The organism is Klebsiella sp. Shm-1 (genome assembly GCF_040804525.1).
Lineage (GTDB): Bacteria > Pseudomonadota > Gammaproteobacteria > Enterobacterales > Enterobacteriaceae > Klebsiella > Klebsiella pneumoniae.
The window spans coordinates 898,250-912,216 of the sequence record NZ_CP161823.1 but is presented as its reverse complement, the minus strand read 5'-3'; the positions used below and the strand labels follow the sequence as shown (position 1 = coordinate 912,216).

The following is a 13,967-nucleotide window of genomic DNA, read 5'->3' as shown; positions in this document are numbered from 1 at the left end:
CCGTGATACGTTGCGCATATTAAATGAACCGCCATTCAGTGCGCAATTTTTATACTATTTAAATTTGTGTGGACCGATGGTAACGATATAGCGGTAACAGATAACGCTGCGTCTGGGCAATGATTTCTTCGTAATGCGCCGGCTCCAGCGAACGCCACAGGCGTTGATACCAGATATCGGCGCCCTCCCCGCTGACCACCATGTTCCCTTCGTAGGTCTGCAGGAATTTGCTCCGCGCTTTCTGCTGCGTCTCTTCGTCCATTAAGATGACATCCTTTTCGGCGTCGTAACAGGCTTTCAGCCAGGCGCCACCGCTTTCCGGCAGCAGCAGCAGCGGCTGCGACATCCCCAGCAAATAGCCATCCACCAGCTCGTTAAGGTACGCCTGCGCCTCGGCGGGCGCCAGCGCCGGAAAGCGCCACTCTCCCTCTTTCCGCACAAACAGCCGGCTCTCGCCGGTGCCGCCGCTGGCGCAGTAGACAAGGTGTTCCAGCCAAAGTTGCATCCCCTGGGAGACGCTCAGCAGCGAAGGCCGCCAGCGCAGCAGACCGTCCGGCTGCACCTGCTGCAGCCAGCCGGTCAGGTTCACGCCGCCGCACTGCAGATCGATCTCCATGCTCTGCGCCTGCTGGCGCTCGGCCATCACCCGCTCGGCCAGCGCCTGCATCTCCAGGCGCTGCGTCTCCCAGACCAGCTCGCCAAAGGCGCCATACGGCAGCTCGCCGGCGGCGCGAAAGCGGCGGAACATAGCCGAGACGTCCTGCTCCTCAATAAGCGTATTGAGCAGTTGCTGATTCAGTTGATAACGGCTCAGCCCTTCAAGAGTGAACGGCTCGTCGTCTGGAATATCGTCCTCTTCGGCGCGGAAATTGACCCGCAAACGCTGCTGAAAGAACGCGCGTACCGGGTGCTGCCAGAAGCGCAGAAGCTGATCGAACGGCAGGCTGTCAATCGGCGGCGCGGTGAGCGGCTGTATAAAATCGCTATGCGCCTCTCCCTGCTGGCCGGCGGCCGCCAGCCATTCACGAGCGTAGCTCTTGTTCTCGTCTTCCTGGAAATTGGCAACGTCGAACGGCATGCGCGTATGAAGATGGGTGATATGGGCTTTAACCCGCGCTTCGCTGGCGTCGCAGTCAAGCTCTTCGTCACCGGCGAGACAGTGGCTCTGGCCGATATAATCCACCAGCTCCTGCACCAGCACCGAAGGAAAACGCTCGCTGTTGTCCTGGATCGAACGGCCGATATAGCTGATATACAGCGTCTGCTCGGCGGACATCAGCGCTTCGAGGAACAGATAGCGGTCATCATCGCGCCGGCTGCGGTCGCCGCGCTGCGGCTTCTGGCTCATTAAATCAAAGCCCAGCGGCGGTAGCGTGCGCGGATAAACCCCGTCATTCATCCCCAGCAGGCACACCACCTTAAAGGGGATCGAACGCATCGGCATCAGGGTACAGATATTGACCGGGCCGGCAAGAAAGCGCTGGCTGATCCGCTGCTGATCGAGGCGCTGGGCCAGCTCATCGCGCAGCAGCGTCAGCGGCACCTGCTCGCCATACTGCGCCTCCAGACCGCTATCAATAACCGCCAGCCACTGCTGCTCAATCAGCGCCAGCGCCGCTTCGGTCTCACTGTCCGGCAGGAAAAAGTCATTCAGCAGATCGCGACAGACCGGCAGCCACTCCGCCAGCGGCCGCTGCTGGGCCAGGCCGCGTCGCCACAGATTAAGCTGCATCAGCAGCGACGCGAGGTTGCCCACCAGCTCGGCGATCAAACCGCTGGATTCGTCATACGGCAGCACCGACTGCCATTCTCCCTCGCGGCTGTCCATCGCGTAGCCCAACAGCATGCGGGTGAGGCCGAACCGCCAGGTATGCTGCCCGGTCGCCGGCAGGTCCAGTTCACGGACGTTGTCGTCATCCATTCCCCAGCGGACGCCGGACTCGTTCACCCACTGGCGCAGGTAGCGCAGCCCTTCTTCCGTGATATTAAAGCGCGCCGCCAGCACCGGGACGTCCAGCAGCGCCAGCACATCTTCACTGGCGAAGCGGCTGTCCGGCAGCGAGAGCAGCGTGATAAACGCCTGCAGCACCGGGTGCGACTCTCGGGCGCGACGGTCGGAGATCGCCCACGGCAGCCAGCGATCGCCGCTGGCTGCGCCAAACACCGCCTGTATATAGGGGCTGTAGCTGTCGATATCCGCCACCATGACGATGATATCCCGCGGCGTGAGCGTCGGATCCGCCTCCAGCATCGCCAGTAGCCTATCGTGCAGAACCTCCACTTCGCGCTGCGGACTGTGGCAGACGTGAATGCTCAGACTGCGGTCATCCAGCGCCAGCGGACGTTTGTCGCGACTGTGGGCGAATGCCTCTGCGCTCTGCCCGGCCACCGCCGCGTTGCGCAGTTCGAGGATATCCGATTGCAGGTTATGCAACAGGTTATCGGGGGCGATGTCGACAAAAGCGTCCAGTTCCTCATAGCGCTCCAGCCCTGCCAGCAGGTAGATATAGTCGCGCCCCAGTTTGCCCCAGGAGGCGAGCAACGGGTTGCCGACATCCTGTTCCCCGGCGTCATTAAACAACCCCGGTGCCTGCTCGGTGTCGCGAAACAGAGGTAGCGCGCGCGCCTCGCGGTGATGGCGCCGCTGGCGCGACAGCAGCTTCGCCAGGAACGCCGGATCCTTAATGTCTCCCCAGTAGTAGCGGCAGGGGTTGGTAAACAAGACATAGACATCGACATGCTTACCCAGCGCCTGCAGCGCCTGAAGATAGACCGGCGGCAGCGCGGAAATCCCGCAGATGAAGACGCGCGACGGCAGCCCGGCGGGCGGTTCGTCCGCTTTTTCCAGGGTACTGATAAAGCGCTGGTAGAGATTGGCGCGGTGCCACTGCGGCTGCCCCAGCTCGGCGGTATAGCTCACCAGCGCCTGCCACAGCGGCGCCTGCCACTGCTGGGCATCGCCGAGACCTTCCACCCGCTGGCCGGCCTCCCAGCGCATCAGCCACTCCGGGCGATAGACGAGGTACTGGTCATAGAGGTCCGCCACCCGGGCGGCCAGCTGAAACAGCTTGCGCTTGTCGCCGTCATCACTCAGATACTGGCGCAGCAGGATAAAATCGTCTTCCTCCAGGTGCTGCGGCAGGAGGGTCATCAGCTTCCAGCTCATGCTCTGCTTGCTGAAGGCGCTTTCGCCCGGAATATCTTTCAGGACGCGCACGAACATATCCCAGATAAAGCTCGCCGGCAGCGGGAACTCGATATTGGCGGCAATCCCGAAGCGCGCGGCCAGGGTCATCTGCAGCCACTGCGCCATGCCGGTACTCTGCACCAGCACCATTTCGGCCTGAAAAGGGTCATCCAGCCGCTGGCGCTCGACGATAAACTCCATCAACGCCTCGAGAACATCCAGCCGGTTTGAGTGGTATACCCTTAACATAATTGCTCCTGACTACTGGCTGACCGGGCAATGCAGCCGGGTCATCTGCACCCGCTTTGCAACGGGTCTACTGATCGTTACCGTGATGCTGACACATCTTTGCCTCGATGTCTGCATACGGCTTACCTGCCCGCGTGCCGGCGACGGCGGCGCGGAGAGCTGACTATAGCGCCACGCGTCGCGCCACAGTTGACGGGTCTGGTTCAACTGGACAATTCCTTGCGCCATTCCGCGCTGATAGCCGCCCAGCGCGGTGACCGTCAGCACCATCAGCGCCATCGCCAGCACGGTCTCCGGCAGGCTAAACCCCCGCTGACGCTTCAGGGCATTTGACATAAGCTCGCCTCCCTGAGCGGGCAAAAATCGCTCCAGCCGTGGGCGGAAAAACGCACCTGCCCGCCGCGCACCTCGCCGGACTGCCAGACCTGCACCTCGCCGCTGGCGCTGCTGAGCACCAGTGAACCGTCGCCGAAGATACGCAGACAGGCGCGCCAGCCCTGCGGCGCCTGCTCCCGGCAGGCCAGCGCCACCTGCGCCGACCAGACCTGCTGTTTTCCCCACTGCAGCGCGGAATGGGCTATCGCCGTATCGCGGATCGCCTGCGTTTCGCTGGCGGTTTGCGCCAGCAGCGCCCGCTGCTGCAGGTTAAGCCCCTCGAGTAACAGGCTGCCGAGGGTCAGCAACAGGAGCACCATCAGCAGCGACGACATTCCACGCTGGCGGATCACAGGTTATACCCCGTCACCCGCTGCTCAACCTCGCTCGTCAGGCCCGTCTGTTGCGCGGAGCGCGCCGCCAGCGTCACGCTCAGCTCCGGCGCGAAGCCCGGGGTGACCTGACGTTGTACCGAGAAGCGCGTCACCACGATGGCGGCCGGGTTGGTGATTTTCTCCCATCCGCCGCCGCGGCAGTCGCTGGCCCCGCGCAGGGTCTCCAGCGCGCCGTCGCGCAGGCGAAAGCCGGTGCTCTCCGCCGCTGCCGCGGGGGAAGTTTCCCATCTCCCGTTGCTGTTCGCATCCCAGCGCACAATCAGACACTCCCCGCCAGCGGCTAGCTCCAGCCCGGCTCCGCCGCACGCTCCCCGGCAGTACCCGGCGCGCTGGAGATGTTTTCCCACGGCATGCACACGCTGCCACAGCTCGTTCTCCAGGGCCAGCTGTTCGCCCTGGCGCAGAATATGACGCTGCAGGGCAGGCAGAAAGCGGCAGGCCCCCATCAGCAGCAGCGAGCCGATGGCCATGGCGATAAGCGCCTCCGCCAGGGAAAATCCGCGGCGGCTCACTGACACCCTCCTGCGCTGTCGCTGCGGCATAAACGAATCCGCCCCCAGTGTGAGATCACAATGCTCCAGCTGCCGGCCGCGCTCTGCAGCCGCAGATTCCCCGCCCAGGCGGTGCTGCGCAGACCATAAAACCCCAGACCAGGCGTAACGCCAGCCAGCGTGATCCCCGGCCAGCGCGGGCGCAGCGTGAAGGATGTCCCCGAGGCGCAGTCAGGCCCCTCCCCCTCCGCGCTCAGGCACCAGCCCACTTCGTCCTGGCCGACGCGAAGCACGCGATCCCGGTTGTAGGCGTTGGCGTCATCGCGCAGAAAGAGCAGAAAATCCCGCACCTGGACGGCGGTTTGCCACAGTCGTTGCTGCTGCTGCCAGCGCTGCCAGCCGTACAGGCCGCCGACGCTGAGGATCATCATCAGTGTCAGCGTTACCAGGGTTTCCATCAGGGTGTAGCCATGTTCTCTGTTCATGGCGTCGAGTATGCCGCGGCGATTAGCCCTGGCGCGACGACGGAAAATAGCTTTCCCGGCCAGATACGCAAAAAAGCTTTGCATACTCGACAGAAGGACATTTTTTTGCGAACGTCTACCCAACTTCGCCCACCGCAACCACCTGTGGCCTGGGGGGCAGGTGAAAACAACCTTCTCCCGGTGGTAACGGAAAGCGCTCCCATCGGGTGGTGCGAAGGGCATAAAAAAACCGGCGCCATCGGGCGCCGGTTGGTTATCTCTGCTGGGGATTAAATCGCCACCGGCGCTTTAATGCCCGGGTGCGGATCGTAACCTTCAATCTCGAAGTCTTCAAAGCGGTAGTCGAAGATCGACGCCGGCTTGCGTTTGATGACCAGCTTCGGCAGCGGACGCGGTTCGCGGCTTAGCTGCAGGTTGGTCTGCTCAAGATGGTTGCTGTACAGATGGGTGTCTCCGCCGGTCCAGACGAAATCACCGACCTGCAGATCGCACTGCTGCGCCACCATATGCACCAGCAGCGCATAGCTGGCGATATTGAACGGCAGGCCGAGGAACACATCGCAGGAACGCTGATACAGCTGGCAGGAGAGCTTGCCGTCGGCGACGTAGAACTGGAAGAAGGCGTGGCACGGCGCCAGCGCCATTTTATCCAGCTCGCCGACGTTCCATGCCGAGACGATGATCCGGCGGGAGTCCGGGTCGTTTTTCAGTTGGTTCATCACCGTGCTGATCTGGTCGATATGACGACCGTCCGGCGCAGGCCAGGAACGCCACTGTTTGCCGTAGACCGGCCCCAGGTCGCCATTCTCATCCGCCCACTCGTCCCAGATGGTGACGTTGTTCTCGTGCAGATAGGCGATGTTGGTGTCGCCCTGCAGGAACCACAGCAGTTCATGGATGATGGAGCGTAAATGACAGCGCTTGGTGGTCACCAGCGGGAAGCCTTCCTGCAGGTTAAAACGCATCTGATGGCCGAAAATGGAGATCGTGCCAGTGCCGGTGCGGTCATTTTTTGGCGTGCCCTCGGTGAGCACTTTCTGCATCAAATCAAGATACTGTTTCATGGTTCCTCAAGAATTCTGTGGCTGCGGACGGTGGCGGTAAGCCCAAACCATCATAATGATACCCGCAAGCACCATCGGGATCGAAAGAATCTGCCCCATGCTGATGTACTGCACCCAGCCGCCGGTGAACTGGGCGTCGGGCTGGCGGAAGAATTCCACGATGATGCGGAACAGGCCGTAGCCAATCAGGAACAGACCGGAAACGGAGCCGGTCGGGCGCGGTTTACGGATAAACAGGTTGAGGATCAGGAACAGTACCACGCCTTCCAGCGCCAGCTCGTACAGCTGCGACGCGTGACGCGGCAGCGCGCCGTAGGCATCGAACAGCGATTGCCATTCCGGATGCGTCGGCAGCAGCGCCAGGTCTTCGGCACGGGAGCCCGGGAAAATCATCGTGTAGTGGAAGCTCGGGTCTACGCGGCCCCACAGCTCGCCGTTGATAAAGTTGCCCAGACGCCCGGCGCCAAGACCAAACGGGATCAGCGGCGCGATAAAATCGGAGACCTGGAAGAAGGTGCGTTTGGTGCGTCTGGCGAAGATAATCATCACCAGGATCACGCCGATCAGGCCGCCGTGGAACGACATGCCGCCGTCCCAGACGCGGAACAGATACAGCGGATCGGCAAGAAATACCGGCAGGTTGTAAAACAGCACGTAGCCGATACGGCCGCCCAGGAAGACGCCGAGGAAGCCCGCGTAGAGCAGGTTTTCCACTTCATTTTTCGTCCAGCCGCTGCCCGGACGATTCGCCCGACGGGTGGCCAGCCACATCGCAAAGACAAAGCCCACCAGGTACATCAAACCGTACCAGTGGAGGGAGACCGGGCCTAGAGAAAAAATGACCGGATCGAACTCCGGAAAATGCAGGTAGCCACTATTCATCTGTCACCATAAAGACTTGTTATTCCGCCGAAAGTGGACAGCGGTGATGATCCATGCCCGAACAAAACGGGCACGCCGAAGGAGGCGAATCATAGCATAAGCCACAAGAGCGATCCGCGCCGAACGTGTAAAAGATATGTATACGGATGCTAACAGAATGCCGTTTTCCCGGCGGTACCCTATTTTGCCGGAGGGGGCGAGCAGAGGATCCCCGGGTTACGGCTTACGCCTCACCCGGGCTGGCGCTACCGCCCGCCGCGGATCAGGCCGCCGAGACCGCGACGCTCCATAAAGGCCGCCACCTGATGGCGCACCTCGGCGGTCATCTGCGCATCGAGGCTGCGACGCGACAGCTCCTGCGCCTCTTCGATATCAATGCGGCGCAGCAGATACTTCACCCTCGCCACCGAGCGGCCGTTCATCGACAGATGGCGGTAACCGAGGCCGATAAGGATCGTCACGCACATCGGGTCGCCCGCCATCTCGCCGCACAGGCGCAGATCGATGCCAAAGCGCTCCGCGTCATGGGCGATCATCGCCAGCGCCCGCAATACCGCAGGATGCAGGCTGTCATACATGCTGGCGACCCGGGTATTGTTGCGGTCGACGGCCAGCAGGTACTGGGTCAGGTCGTTCGTCCCTACCGAGATAAAATCGATCCGGCTGGCCAGCTGCGGCAGCATAAAGACCATCGACGGGACCTCCAGCATCACCCCCAGGCGCGGACGTGGGATGGCGTAGCCGATCATCTCTTCCACTTCCCGGCTGGCGCGATCGATCAGCCGACGGGCCTCATCCACTTCCTCCAGACTGGTCACCATCGGCAGCAAAATGCTGAGGTTGCCGGTGGCGGCGTTGGCGCGCAGCATCGCCCGCACCTGGATCAAAAAGATCTCCGGCTGATCGAGGGTGATGCGGATCCCGCGCCAGCCGAGGCACGGGTTCTCTTCGCTGATCGGCATATACGGCAGCTGTTTATCCGCGCCGATGTCCAGGGTACGCAGGGTCACCGGTTTGCTGTTAAACATCTGCAGCATGCCCTGATACTGGGCGACCTGCTCCTCTTCTGAGGGGAAGCCGCTCTGCAGCATAAAGGGAATTTCGGTGCGGTAGAGGCCAATGCCGTCAACAAAGCTGCCGAGCTTCTCTTCGTGCTCCGGGCTTAAGCCGGCGTTGAGCATGACTTTCACCCGCTCGCCGCTTTTCAGCTCCGACGCGCGCTGGAGATCGTCCTCCGCCAGGCGGCTGAGTTCGTTCTCTTCGCTGATAAGGCGCTGATACTCCTGCAACAGGACAGGTTCAGGATCCACCAGCAGTTCACCGCGATAGCCATCGACAATCAGCGTATGGCCATGCAGCAGCGAGGGCTGAATATCGGCGCCCATCACCGTTGGGATGCCGAGGGCCCGCACCATAATAGCGGCATGGGAGTTGGCGGCGCCATCGCGCACCACCACGCCGGCCAGGCGATCCTGCGGCACTTCGGCGAGGGTGGTGGCCGACAGCTCGTCCGCCACGAGGATAATGCGCGCCGGCCAGGTGTTGGGCCCCTGAATACTGTCGTCGAGATGGAACAGCAGACGCTGGCCCAGGGTACGCAGATCGCCGGCCCGCTCTTTCAAATAGCCGTCGCTCAGCGCGGCAAACTGTTCGGCGAACTTCTCAATGATCTTTTTGACGGCCCACTCGGCGACGGCGCCTTTGTCAACTTCGGCAAACAGCTCGCGACGCAGGCGGGCGTCAGAGAGCAGGTGCGAGTAGAGATCGAAGATCGCCGCCGTCTCTTTTTGCGCCCCGGCGGCGTAGCGTTTGCTGTAGCGACGAAACTCGTTGGCCGCCTCTTCCAGCGCACCGGTCAGGCGTTCGCGTTCCGAGGCGGTGTCCAGCGTCGAGGCTTCATACACCTGCTCCATCAGCGGCAGGCTGACGTCCATCCAGCCCTCGGCGATCGCCACCCCGGAAGAGGCCGGCAGAGCGCGAATGCGCGTTTGACGATACTGGCCGAACAGGGCGTTCAGCTGGGACTGGGAGAGGATCGCCGCCATCTGGGTGGCGAGGGTGACGAGGAAAGACTCTTCGCTTTCATCAAACTGACGCAGCTCGCGCTGCTGGACCACCAGCACGCCCAGCAGCTGGCGGCGCTGAATGATCGGCACGCCAAGGAAGGCGCGGAAGCGGTCCTCTTTGACGGCGGGGATATATTTGAAGCTGGGGTGTTTTTGCGCATCGGCGAGGTTGATGGGTTCCGCCAGGCGGCCAACCAGCCCCACCAGGCCTTCATCGAACGCCAGCGCAACGGTGCGCCCGCGAGGTTTTTTTAACCCGCGGGTGGCCATCAGGTAATAGCAGCGTCGGTCATTGTCAGCCAGGTAAACCGAGCAGACTTCCGTCTCCATCGCCTGGCAGACATCCGTCACCAGAATATCCAGCGCCTCGTTTAAACGCGGCGCGCTCGCGACCTTCTCGACTATTTCTCGCAACCGAGTGAGCATAATGTGCGTGGCTTAACCTCTTTTACGTCGATAAGCAGGCGCGTTTTGCGGCTTAGGTGCGCTCTCCGCCAGCGACATGGTCACGCTGGCGAACTCTTTCATCACCCGGCGGTAGACGTCGCGCTTAAACGACACCACCTGGCGAACCGGGTACCAGTAACTCACCCAGCGCCAACCATCAAATTCAGGTGTACTGCTGGTTTGCATATTGATGTCCGCATCGTTGCCGATCAACTGCAAAAGAAACCACTTTTGTTTCTGGCCGATACAAACCGGCTTTGTGTCCCAACGCACCAAACGTTTAGGCAACTTGTAACGCAGCCAGTTACGGGTTGAGGCCAGGATCCGCACATCTTTACGGCTTAACCCGACCTCTTCAAACAATTCCCGATACATCGCCTGCTCTGCGGATTCTCCTGGATTAATGCCCCCTTGCGGGAACTGCCACGAGTGCTGACCATAGCGCCGGGCCCACATCACCTGGCCCTGACGATTACAGATTACAATACCGACATTTGGGCGGTAGCCATCGTCATCAATCACCGGACTACCTCAAGATAAGCTTCAATGTGAATGATTGTTTCACACTCGCCGGAAACGGTAAACCACTCTGTTCGCACACTGAGAACGGATAACATTTGAATAACTCACAGTAATTGCCAGAGTTATAAACAATGAAAGCGCGTGACAGCCGATTTTATTCACTTTTTCTGTGGATAGAGTTGTGAAGAAGTACGGAATTAACCCGGGAAAACCCAGAGTAATCCGAACATCGCATCGCTAGCATCTGAAAATAATAGTATAATATTCATAAAGTTAGAATATATTCCTTTCACACATTACAGCATAACGTGACGATCATCACACATGCGATCCGCCGACTGATGAAAGATCGAGCAATGTCGATTTTATCCACAGATTACGCGCAGGCCACCGGCAGATTTTCTCTAAAAATTCGATTTTCGTCGCACGTCAAGGCTGTAAATCGAACCAGTAGTGAGTCTTTTCCCCAGTTATCCCACTTTTCTGTGGATAACATGGTGTAAGATCCTGTTTATTGTCAGTGACCAGTTCTGGAAAACCCGTTTACACCGTTTTCATAAGCCGCATGATGAGTTTAAAAAGCCATATAAATCATGGGATTGGTATAGTTACTCAGAAAACGGTAAACTCTATCCACAACGCGCAAAATTAGCGCTCACTTTTTAACCAAAGGTATTGCCCTATGCCCGCTATCGCTCCGCTCGCCTCACCGCCGCAAAGTCAGGAACAGCTGCTGGCCCAGGCCCGCCAGCTGGCCGGCTATTCGCTGGGCGAGCTGGCGGCGCTGGCGGGGATCCCCATTCCGCGCGATCTGAAGCGCGATAAAGGCTGGACGGGCATTCTGCTGGAGCTGTGGCTGGGCGCCAGCGCAGGCAGTAAACCCGAGCAGGATTTCGCCGCGCTGGGGGTCGAGCTCAAAACGATCCCCATCGACAGCCGGGGACGCCCGCTGGAGACCACCTTCGTCTGCGTCGCCCCGTTAACCGGCAATAGCGGCGTCACCTGGGAGAGCAGCCATGTACGGCATAAGCTGCAGCGCGTCCTGTGGATCCCGGTGGAGGGTGAACGCACCATCCCGCTGGCGGCGCGGCGCGTCGGCGCACCGCTGCTGTGGAGCCCGGATGAAGACGAGGAGCGCCAGCTGCGCATGGACTGGGAAGAGCTGATGGATCTCATTGTTCTCGGTGAGGTCGAGCGCATTACCGCCCGCCACGGCGAGGTGCTGCAGTTAAGACCGAAAGCCGCCAACAGCAAGGCGCTGACCGAAGCCATCGGCGCCCGCGGGGAGACAATCCTCACGCTGCCGCGCGGTTTCTATCTGAAAAAGAATTTTACCGCCGCTCTGCTTGCCCGCCATTTCTTGTTACAACACGATTAATTTTTTGTTCTGCGTTGGGGGTTGCATATAATTGCTGCTTTCTATTTTGCAGGACTTTGAACAATGTTATTTGCATGGATAACCGATCCTAACGCCTGGCTGGCGCTGGGCACATTGACGCTGCTGGAGATCGTGCTCGGGATCGACAATATTATTTTCCTCTCTCTGGTCGTGGCTAAGCTCCCCACCGCCCAGCGCGCCCATGCGCGCCGGATCGGTTTGATGGGCGCGATGGTCATGCGTCTGGCGCTGCTGGCCTCAATCGCCTGGGTCGTTAAGCTTACCAACCCGCTCTTTACCGTTTTCGGTCAGGAGATCTCGTTTCGCGATCTGATCTTGCTGCTCGGCGGGCTATTCCTTATCTGGAAAGCCAGTAAAGAGATCCATGAATCTATCGAAGGTGAAGAGGAGGGGCTGAAGACCAACGTCCACTCCTTCCTCGGCGCCATCGTGCAGATCATGCTGCTGGATATCATCTTTAGCCTCGATTCAGTGATCACCGCCGTCGGCCTGTCGGATCATCTGTTCATCATGATGGCGGCAGTGGTGATCGCGGTGGGGGTGATGATGTTCGCCGCGCGACCCATCGGCGATTTTGTTGACCGTCATCCTTCGGTGAAAATGCTGGCGCTGTCGTTTCTGATCCTCGTCGGCTTTACCCTGATGCTGGAAAGCTTCGACGTCCATGTGCCGAAGGGATACATCTATTTCGCCATGTTCTTCTCTATCGCGGTGGAGAGCCTTAACCTGCTGCGTAATAAGAAAAACCCGCTGTAAACCACAAAATTGCAGCCTGGTCACAGGCTGCAACCCTTTTTCAGACTTTACTGCTTTTTATGTCTCACAAATCAGGCTATTAATAGACGGGTATGGGGTGCAGCTACTGAAGAGGTGTTGACGATGAAGAAATGGGCAGTATTGATTTCCGCCGTAGGACTGGCGTTCTCGGTTTCCGGTTGCAGCAGCGATTACGTCATGGCGACCAAAGATGGGCGAATGATCCTGACCGACGGTAAACCTACCGTGGATGACGATACCGGTTTAATCAGTTACGAAGATCAGCAGGGTAATAAAATGCAGATCAATCGTGACGACGTTTCGCAAATCATTAAGCGTTAATCTTTCCCTGTCGGCCCCAGCTTCTGTTGACGCTGCGCTTACCGACCACCAGTCTTTTGAGAAGAGTCGGGATATACCAGGACGCCGCGGGTTTCACCCACCGCCCCTCCTCGTCACCCGGCTTTTTTGATTTTTTACTTCCTCTTTTTCTCACCCTCTGCCATGTTGATACTCCTTTGTCGGGGAATGCCTGACCTTATAAATAAAAAGGAAGCTGGCTATGCAGTATCACCGTATCCCACACAGTTCTCTTGAAATCAGCACCCTCGGGCTGGGAACCATGACTTTTGGCGAACAGAATAGCGAGGCCGATGCCCACCAGCAGCTCGATTACGCGGTTGCCAACGGCATCAACCTGATCGATGTCGCTGAAATGTACCCGGTCCCGCCGCGCCCGGAAACCCAGGGGCTGACTGAAACCTACGTCGGCAACTGGCTGGCGAAACGCGGCAATCGCGAAAAGCTGGTGCTCGCCTCGAAAGTCAGCGGGCCCGCGCGCAATAACGACAGCAGCATTCGGCCCAATCACGTTCTGGACCGCAAAAATATCCGCGAGGCGCTGCACGCCAGCCTGAAGCGGCTGCAGACCGATTATCTCGATTTATATCAGGTTCACTGGCCGCAGCGGCCAACCAACTGCTTTGGCAAGCTGGGCTATACCTGGGCCGACGCCGCGCCCGCCGTGACGCTGCTGGATACCCTCGAAGCGCTGACCGAGTTCCAGCGCGCCGGGAAGATCCGCTACATCGGGGTGTCGAACGAAACCGCCTTCGGCGTGATGCGTTATCTGCACCTGGCGGATAAGCACGACCTCCCGCGGATCGTGACTATTCAGAATCCTTACAGCCTGCTGAACCGCAGCTTTGAAGTCGGCCTCGCGGAAGTGAGTCAGTTCGAAGGCGTGGAGCTGCTGGCCTACTCTTGCCTGGCTTTCGGCACACTGACCGGCAAGTATCTCAACGGTGCGAAGCCGGCGGGGGCGCGCAATACGCTGTTCAGCCGCTTTACGCGCTACAGCAGCGAGCAGTCGCAGAAAGCGGTAGCGGCCTATGTGGATATCGCCAAACGCCACGGCCTCGATCCGGCGCAAATGGCGCTGGCCTTTGTGCGTCGGCAGCCGTTTGTCGCCAGCACCCTGCTGGGGGCGACGACCATGACGCAGCTGCAGGCCAACGTGGAAAGTTTGCAGCTTGAGCTGAGCGAAGAGGTATTAGCGGAGATTGAGGCGGTGCATCAGGTTTATACCTACCCGGCGCCGTAAGAAAGCAAAGCCCCGGGTAAGGCGTATACGCCTTACCCGGGCTACC

Annotated in this window: 13 protein-coding genes and 1 pseudogene; 5 read left to right on the top strand and 9 right to left on the bottom strand. The window is 59.7% G+C overall.

What is annotated here, in order from left to right; all coding sequences use genetic code 11:
• Nucleotides 1-58 precede the first annotated feature (58 nt).
• The 9 genes from recC to rppH form a co-directional block, all read right to left on the bottom strand.
• Nucleotides 59-3,436 carry an exodeoxyribonuclease V subunit gamma gene (gene recC / locus AB1E37_RS04520; RefSeq protein ID WP_004211885.1) on the bottom strand — a complete coding sequence of 1,126 codons (3,378 nt, stop codon included), beginning with the start codon at nt 3,434-3,436 and terminating at the stop codon, nt 59-61.
• 12 nt (nt 3,437-3,448) lie between these two features.
• A complete protein-coding gene (locus tag AB1E37_RS04515) occupies nt 3,449-3,772 on the bottom strand; it encodes a prepilin-type N-terminal cleavage/methylation domain-containing protein (RefSeq protein WP_002915888.1) in 324 nt (107 codons plus the stop codon).
• Complete coding sequence (locus AB1E37_RS04510) at nt 3,757-4,164, bottom strand: DUF2509 family protein (RefSeq protein WP_004181182.1); 408 nt, start codon at nt 4,162-4,164, stop codon at nt 3,757-3,759. The genes AB1E37_RS04515 and AB1E37_RS04510 overlap by 16 nt, the downstream gene beginning before the upstream one ends.
• Nucleotides 4,161-4,718 (bottom strand): prepilin peptidase-dependent protein, encoded by a 558-nt coding sequence (locus tag AB1E37_RS04505; RefSeq protein ID WP_004143963.1) that lies wholly within the window; start codon nt 4,716-4,718, stop codon nt 4,161-4,163. The genes AB1E37_RS04510 and AB1E37_RS04505 overlap by 4 nt, the downstream gene beginning before the upstream one ends.
• The gene (locus tag AB1E37_RS04500; protein WP_002915932.1) at nt 4,715-5,266 is read right to left on the bottom strand and encodes a prepilin peptidase-dependent protein; all 552 of its coding nucleotides are present in this window, start codon (nt 5,264-5,266) and stop codon (nt 4,715-4,717) included. Before AB1E37_RS04500 ends, AB1E37_RS04505 begins: the two co-directional genes overlap by 4 nt.
• Nucleotides 5,267-5,451: 185 nt before the next feature.
• On the bottom strand, nt 5,452-6,246 hold the full coding sequence (gene thyA, locus AB1E37_RS04495; protein ID WP_002915933.1) for a thymidylate synthase: 795 nt from the start codon (nt 6,244-6,246) through the stop codon (nt 5,452-5,454).
• Nucleotides 6,247-6,252: 6 nt separating this feature from the next.
• Nucleotides 6,253-7,128, bottom strand: a complete 876-nt coding sequence (gene lgt / locus AB1E37_RS04490) for a prolipoprotein diacylglyceryl transferase (protein ID WP_020804182.1) — start codon at nt 7,126-7,128, stop codon at nt 6,253-6,255.
• A 245-nt stretch (nt 7,129-7,373) separates the two neighbouring features.
• Nucleotides 7,374-9,620: a phosphoenolpyruvate--protein phosphotransferase gene (gene ptsP, locus AB1E37_RS04485; RefSeq protein ID WP_002915935.1), complete on the bottom strand. Its 2,247-nt coding sequence runs from the start codon at nt 9,618-9,620 to the stop codon at nt 7,374-7,376.
• Nucleotides 9,621-9,632: 12 nt separating this feature from the next.
• Nucleotides 9,633-10,163, bottom strand: a complete 531-nt coding sequence (gene rppH / locus AB1E37_RS04480) for an RNA pyrophosphohydrolase (protein ID WP_002915936.1) — start codon at nt 10,161-10,163, stop codon at nt 9,633-9,635.
• Between the two features lie 453 nt (nt 10,164-10,616).
• On the opposite strand from rppH, the pseudogene AB1E37_RS04475 reads away from it, so the two are divergent.
• The 5 genes and pseudogenes from AB1E37_RS04475 to AB1E37_RS04455 form a co-directional block, all read left to right on the top strand.
• Nucleotides 10,617-10,757, top strand: a pseudogene (locus AB1E37_RS04475) (hypothetical protein); the annotation flags it as partial.
• A gap of 88 nt (nt 10,758-10,845) precedes the next feature.
• Complete coding sequence (mutH, locus tag AB1E37_RS04470) at nt 10,846-11,541, top strand: DNA mismatch repair endonuclease MutH (RefSeq protein WP_004143967.1); 696 nt, start codon at nt 10,846-10,848, stop codon at nt 11,539-11,541.
• A gap of 63 nt (nt 11,542-11,604) precedes the next feature.
• Complete coding sequence (locus AB1E37_RS04465) at nt 11,605-12,318, top strand: TerC family protein (protein WP_002915973.1); 714 nt, start codon at nt 11,605-11,607, stop codon at nt 12,316-12,318.
• A gap of 123 nt (nt 12,319-12,441) precedes the next feature.
• Nucleotides 12,442-12,660, top strand: coding sequence for a YgdI/YgdR family lipoprotein (locus tag AB1E37_RS04460; RefSeq protein WP_002915974.1), 219 nt, complete (start codon nt 12,442-12,444; stop codon nt 12,658-12,660).
• A gap of 220 nt (nt 12,661-12,880) precedes the next feature.
• Nucleotides 12,881-13,921 (top strand): NADP(H)-dependent aldo-keto reductase, encoded by a 1,041-nt coding sequence (locus AB1E37_RS04455; RefSeq protein WP_002915975.1) that lies wholly within the window; start codon nt 12,881-12,883, stop codon nt 13,919-13,921.
• Nucleotides 13,922-13,967: the final 46 nt, after the last annotated feature.

Coding starts and splice junctions, on each gene's coding strand:
- recC (WP_004211885.1), bottom strand. CDS start 3,436: ATGTTAAGGGTATACCACTCAAACCGGCTGGATGTTCTCGAGGCGTTG.
- AB1E37_RS04460 (WP_002915974.1), top strand. CDS start 12,442: ATGAAGAAATGGGCAGTATTGATTTCCGCCGTAGGACTGGCGTTCTCG.
- AB1E37_RS04500 (WP_002915932.1), bottom strand. CDS start 5,266: ATGCAAAGCTTTTTTGCGTATCTGGCCGGGAAAGCTATTTTCCGTCGT.
- AB1E37_RS04465 (WP_002915973.1), top strand. CDS start 11,605: ATGTTATTTGCATGGATAACCGATCCTAACGCCTGGCTGGCGCTGGGC.
- thyA (WP_002915933.1), bottom strand. CDS start 6,246: ATGAAACAGTATCTTGATTTGATGCAGAAAGTGCTCACCGAGGGCACG.
- ptsP (WP_002915935.1), bottom strand. CDS start 9,620: ATGCTCACTCGGTTGCGAGAAATAGTCGAGAAGGTCGCGAGCGCGCCG.
- AB1E37_RS04515 (WP_002915888.1), bottom strand. CDS start 3,772: ATGTCAAATGCCCTGAAGCGTCAGCGGGGGTTTAGCCTGCCGGAGACC.
- lgt (WP_020804182.1), bottom strand. CDS start 7,128: ATGAATAGTGGCTACCTGCATTTTCCGGAGTTCGATCCGGTCATTTTT.
- mutH (WP_004143967.1), top strand. CDS start 10,846: ATGCCCGCTATCGCTCCGCTCGCCTCACCGCCGCAAAGTCAGGAACAG.
- AB1E37_RS04455 (WP_002915975.1), top strand. CDS start 12,881: ATGCAGTATCACCGTATCCCACACAGTTCTCTTGAAATCAGCACCCTC.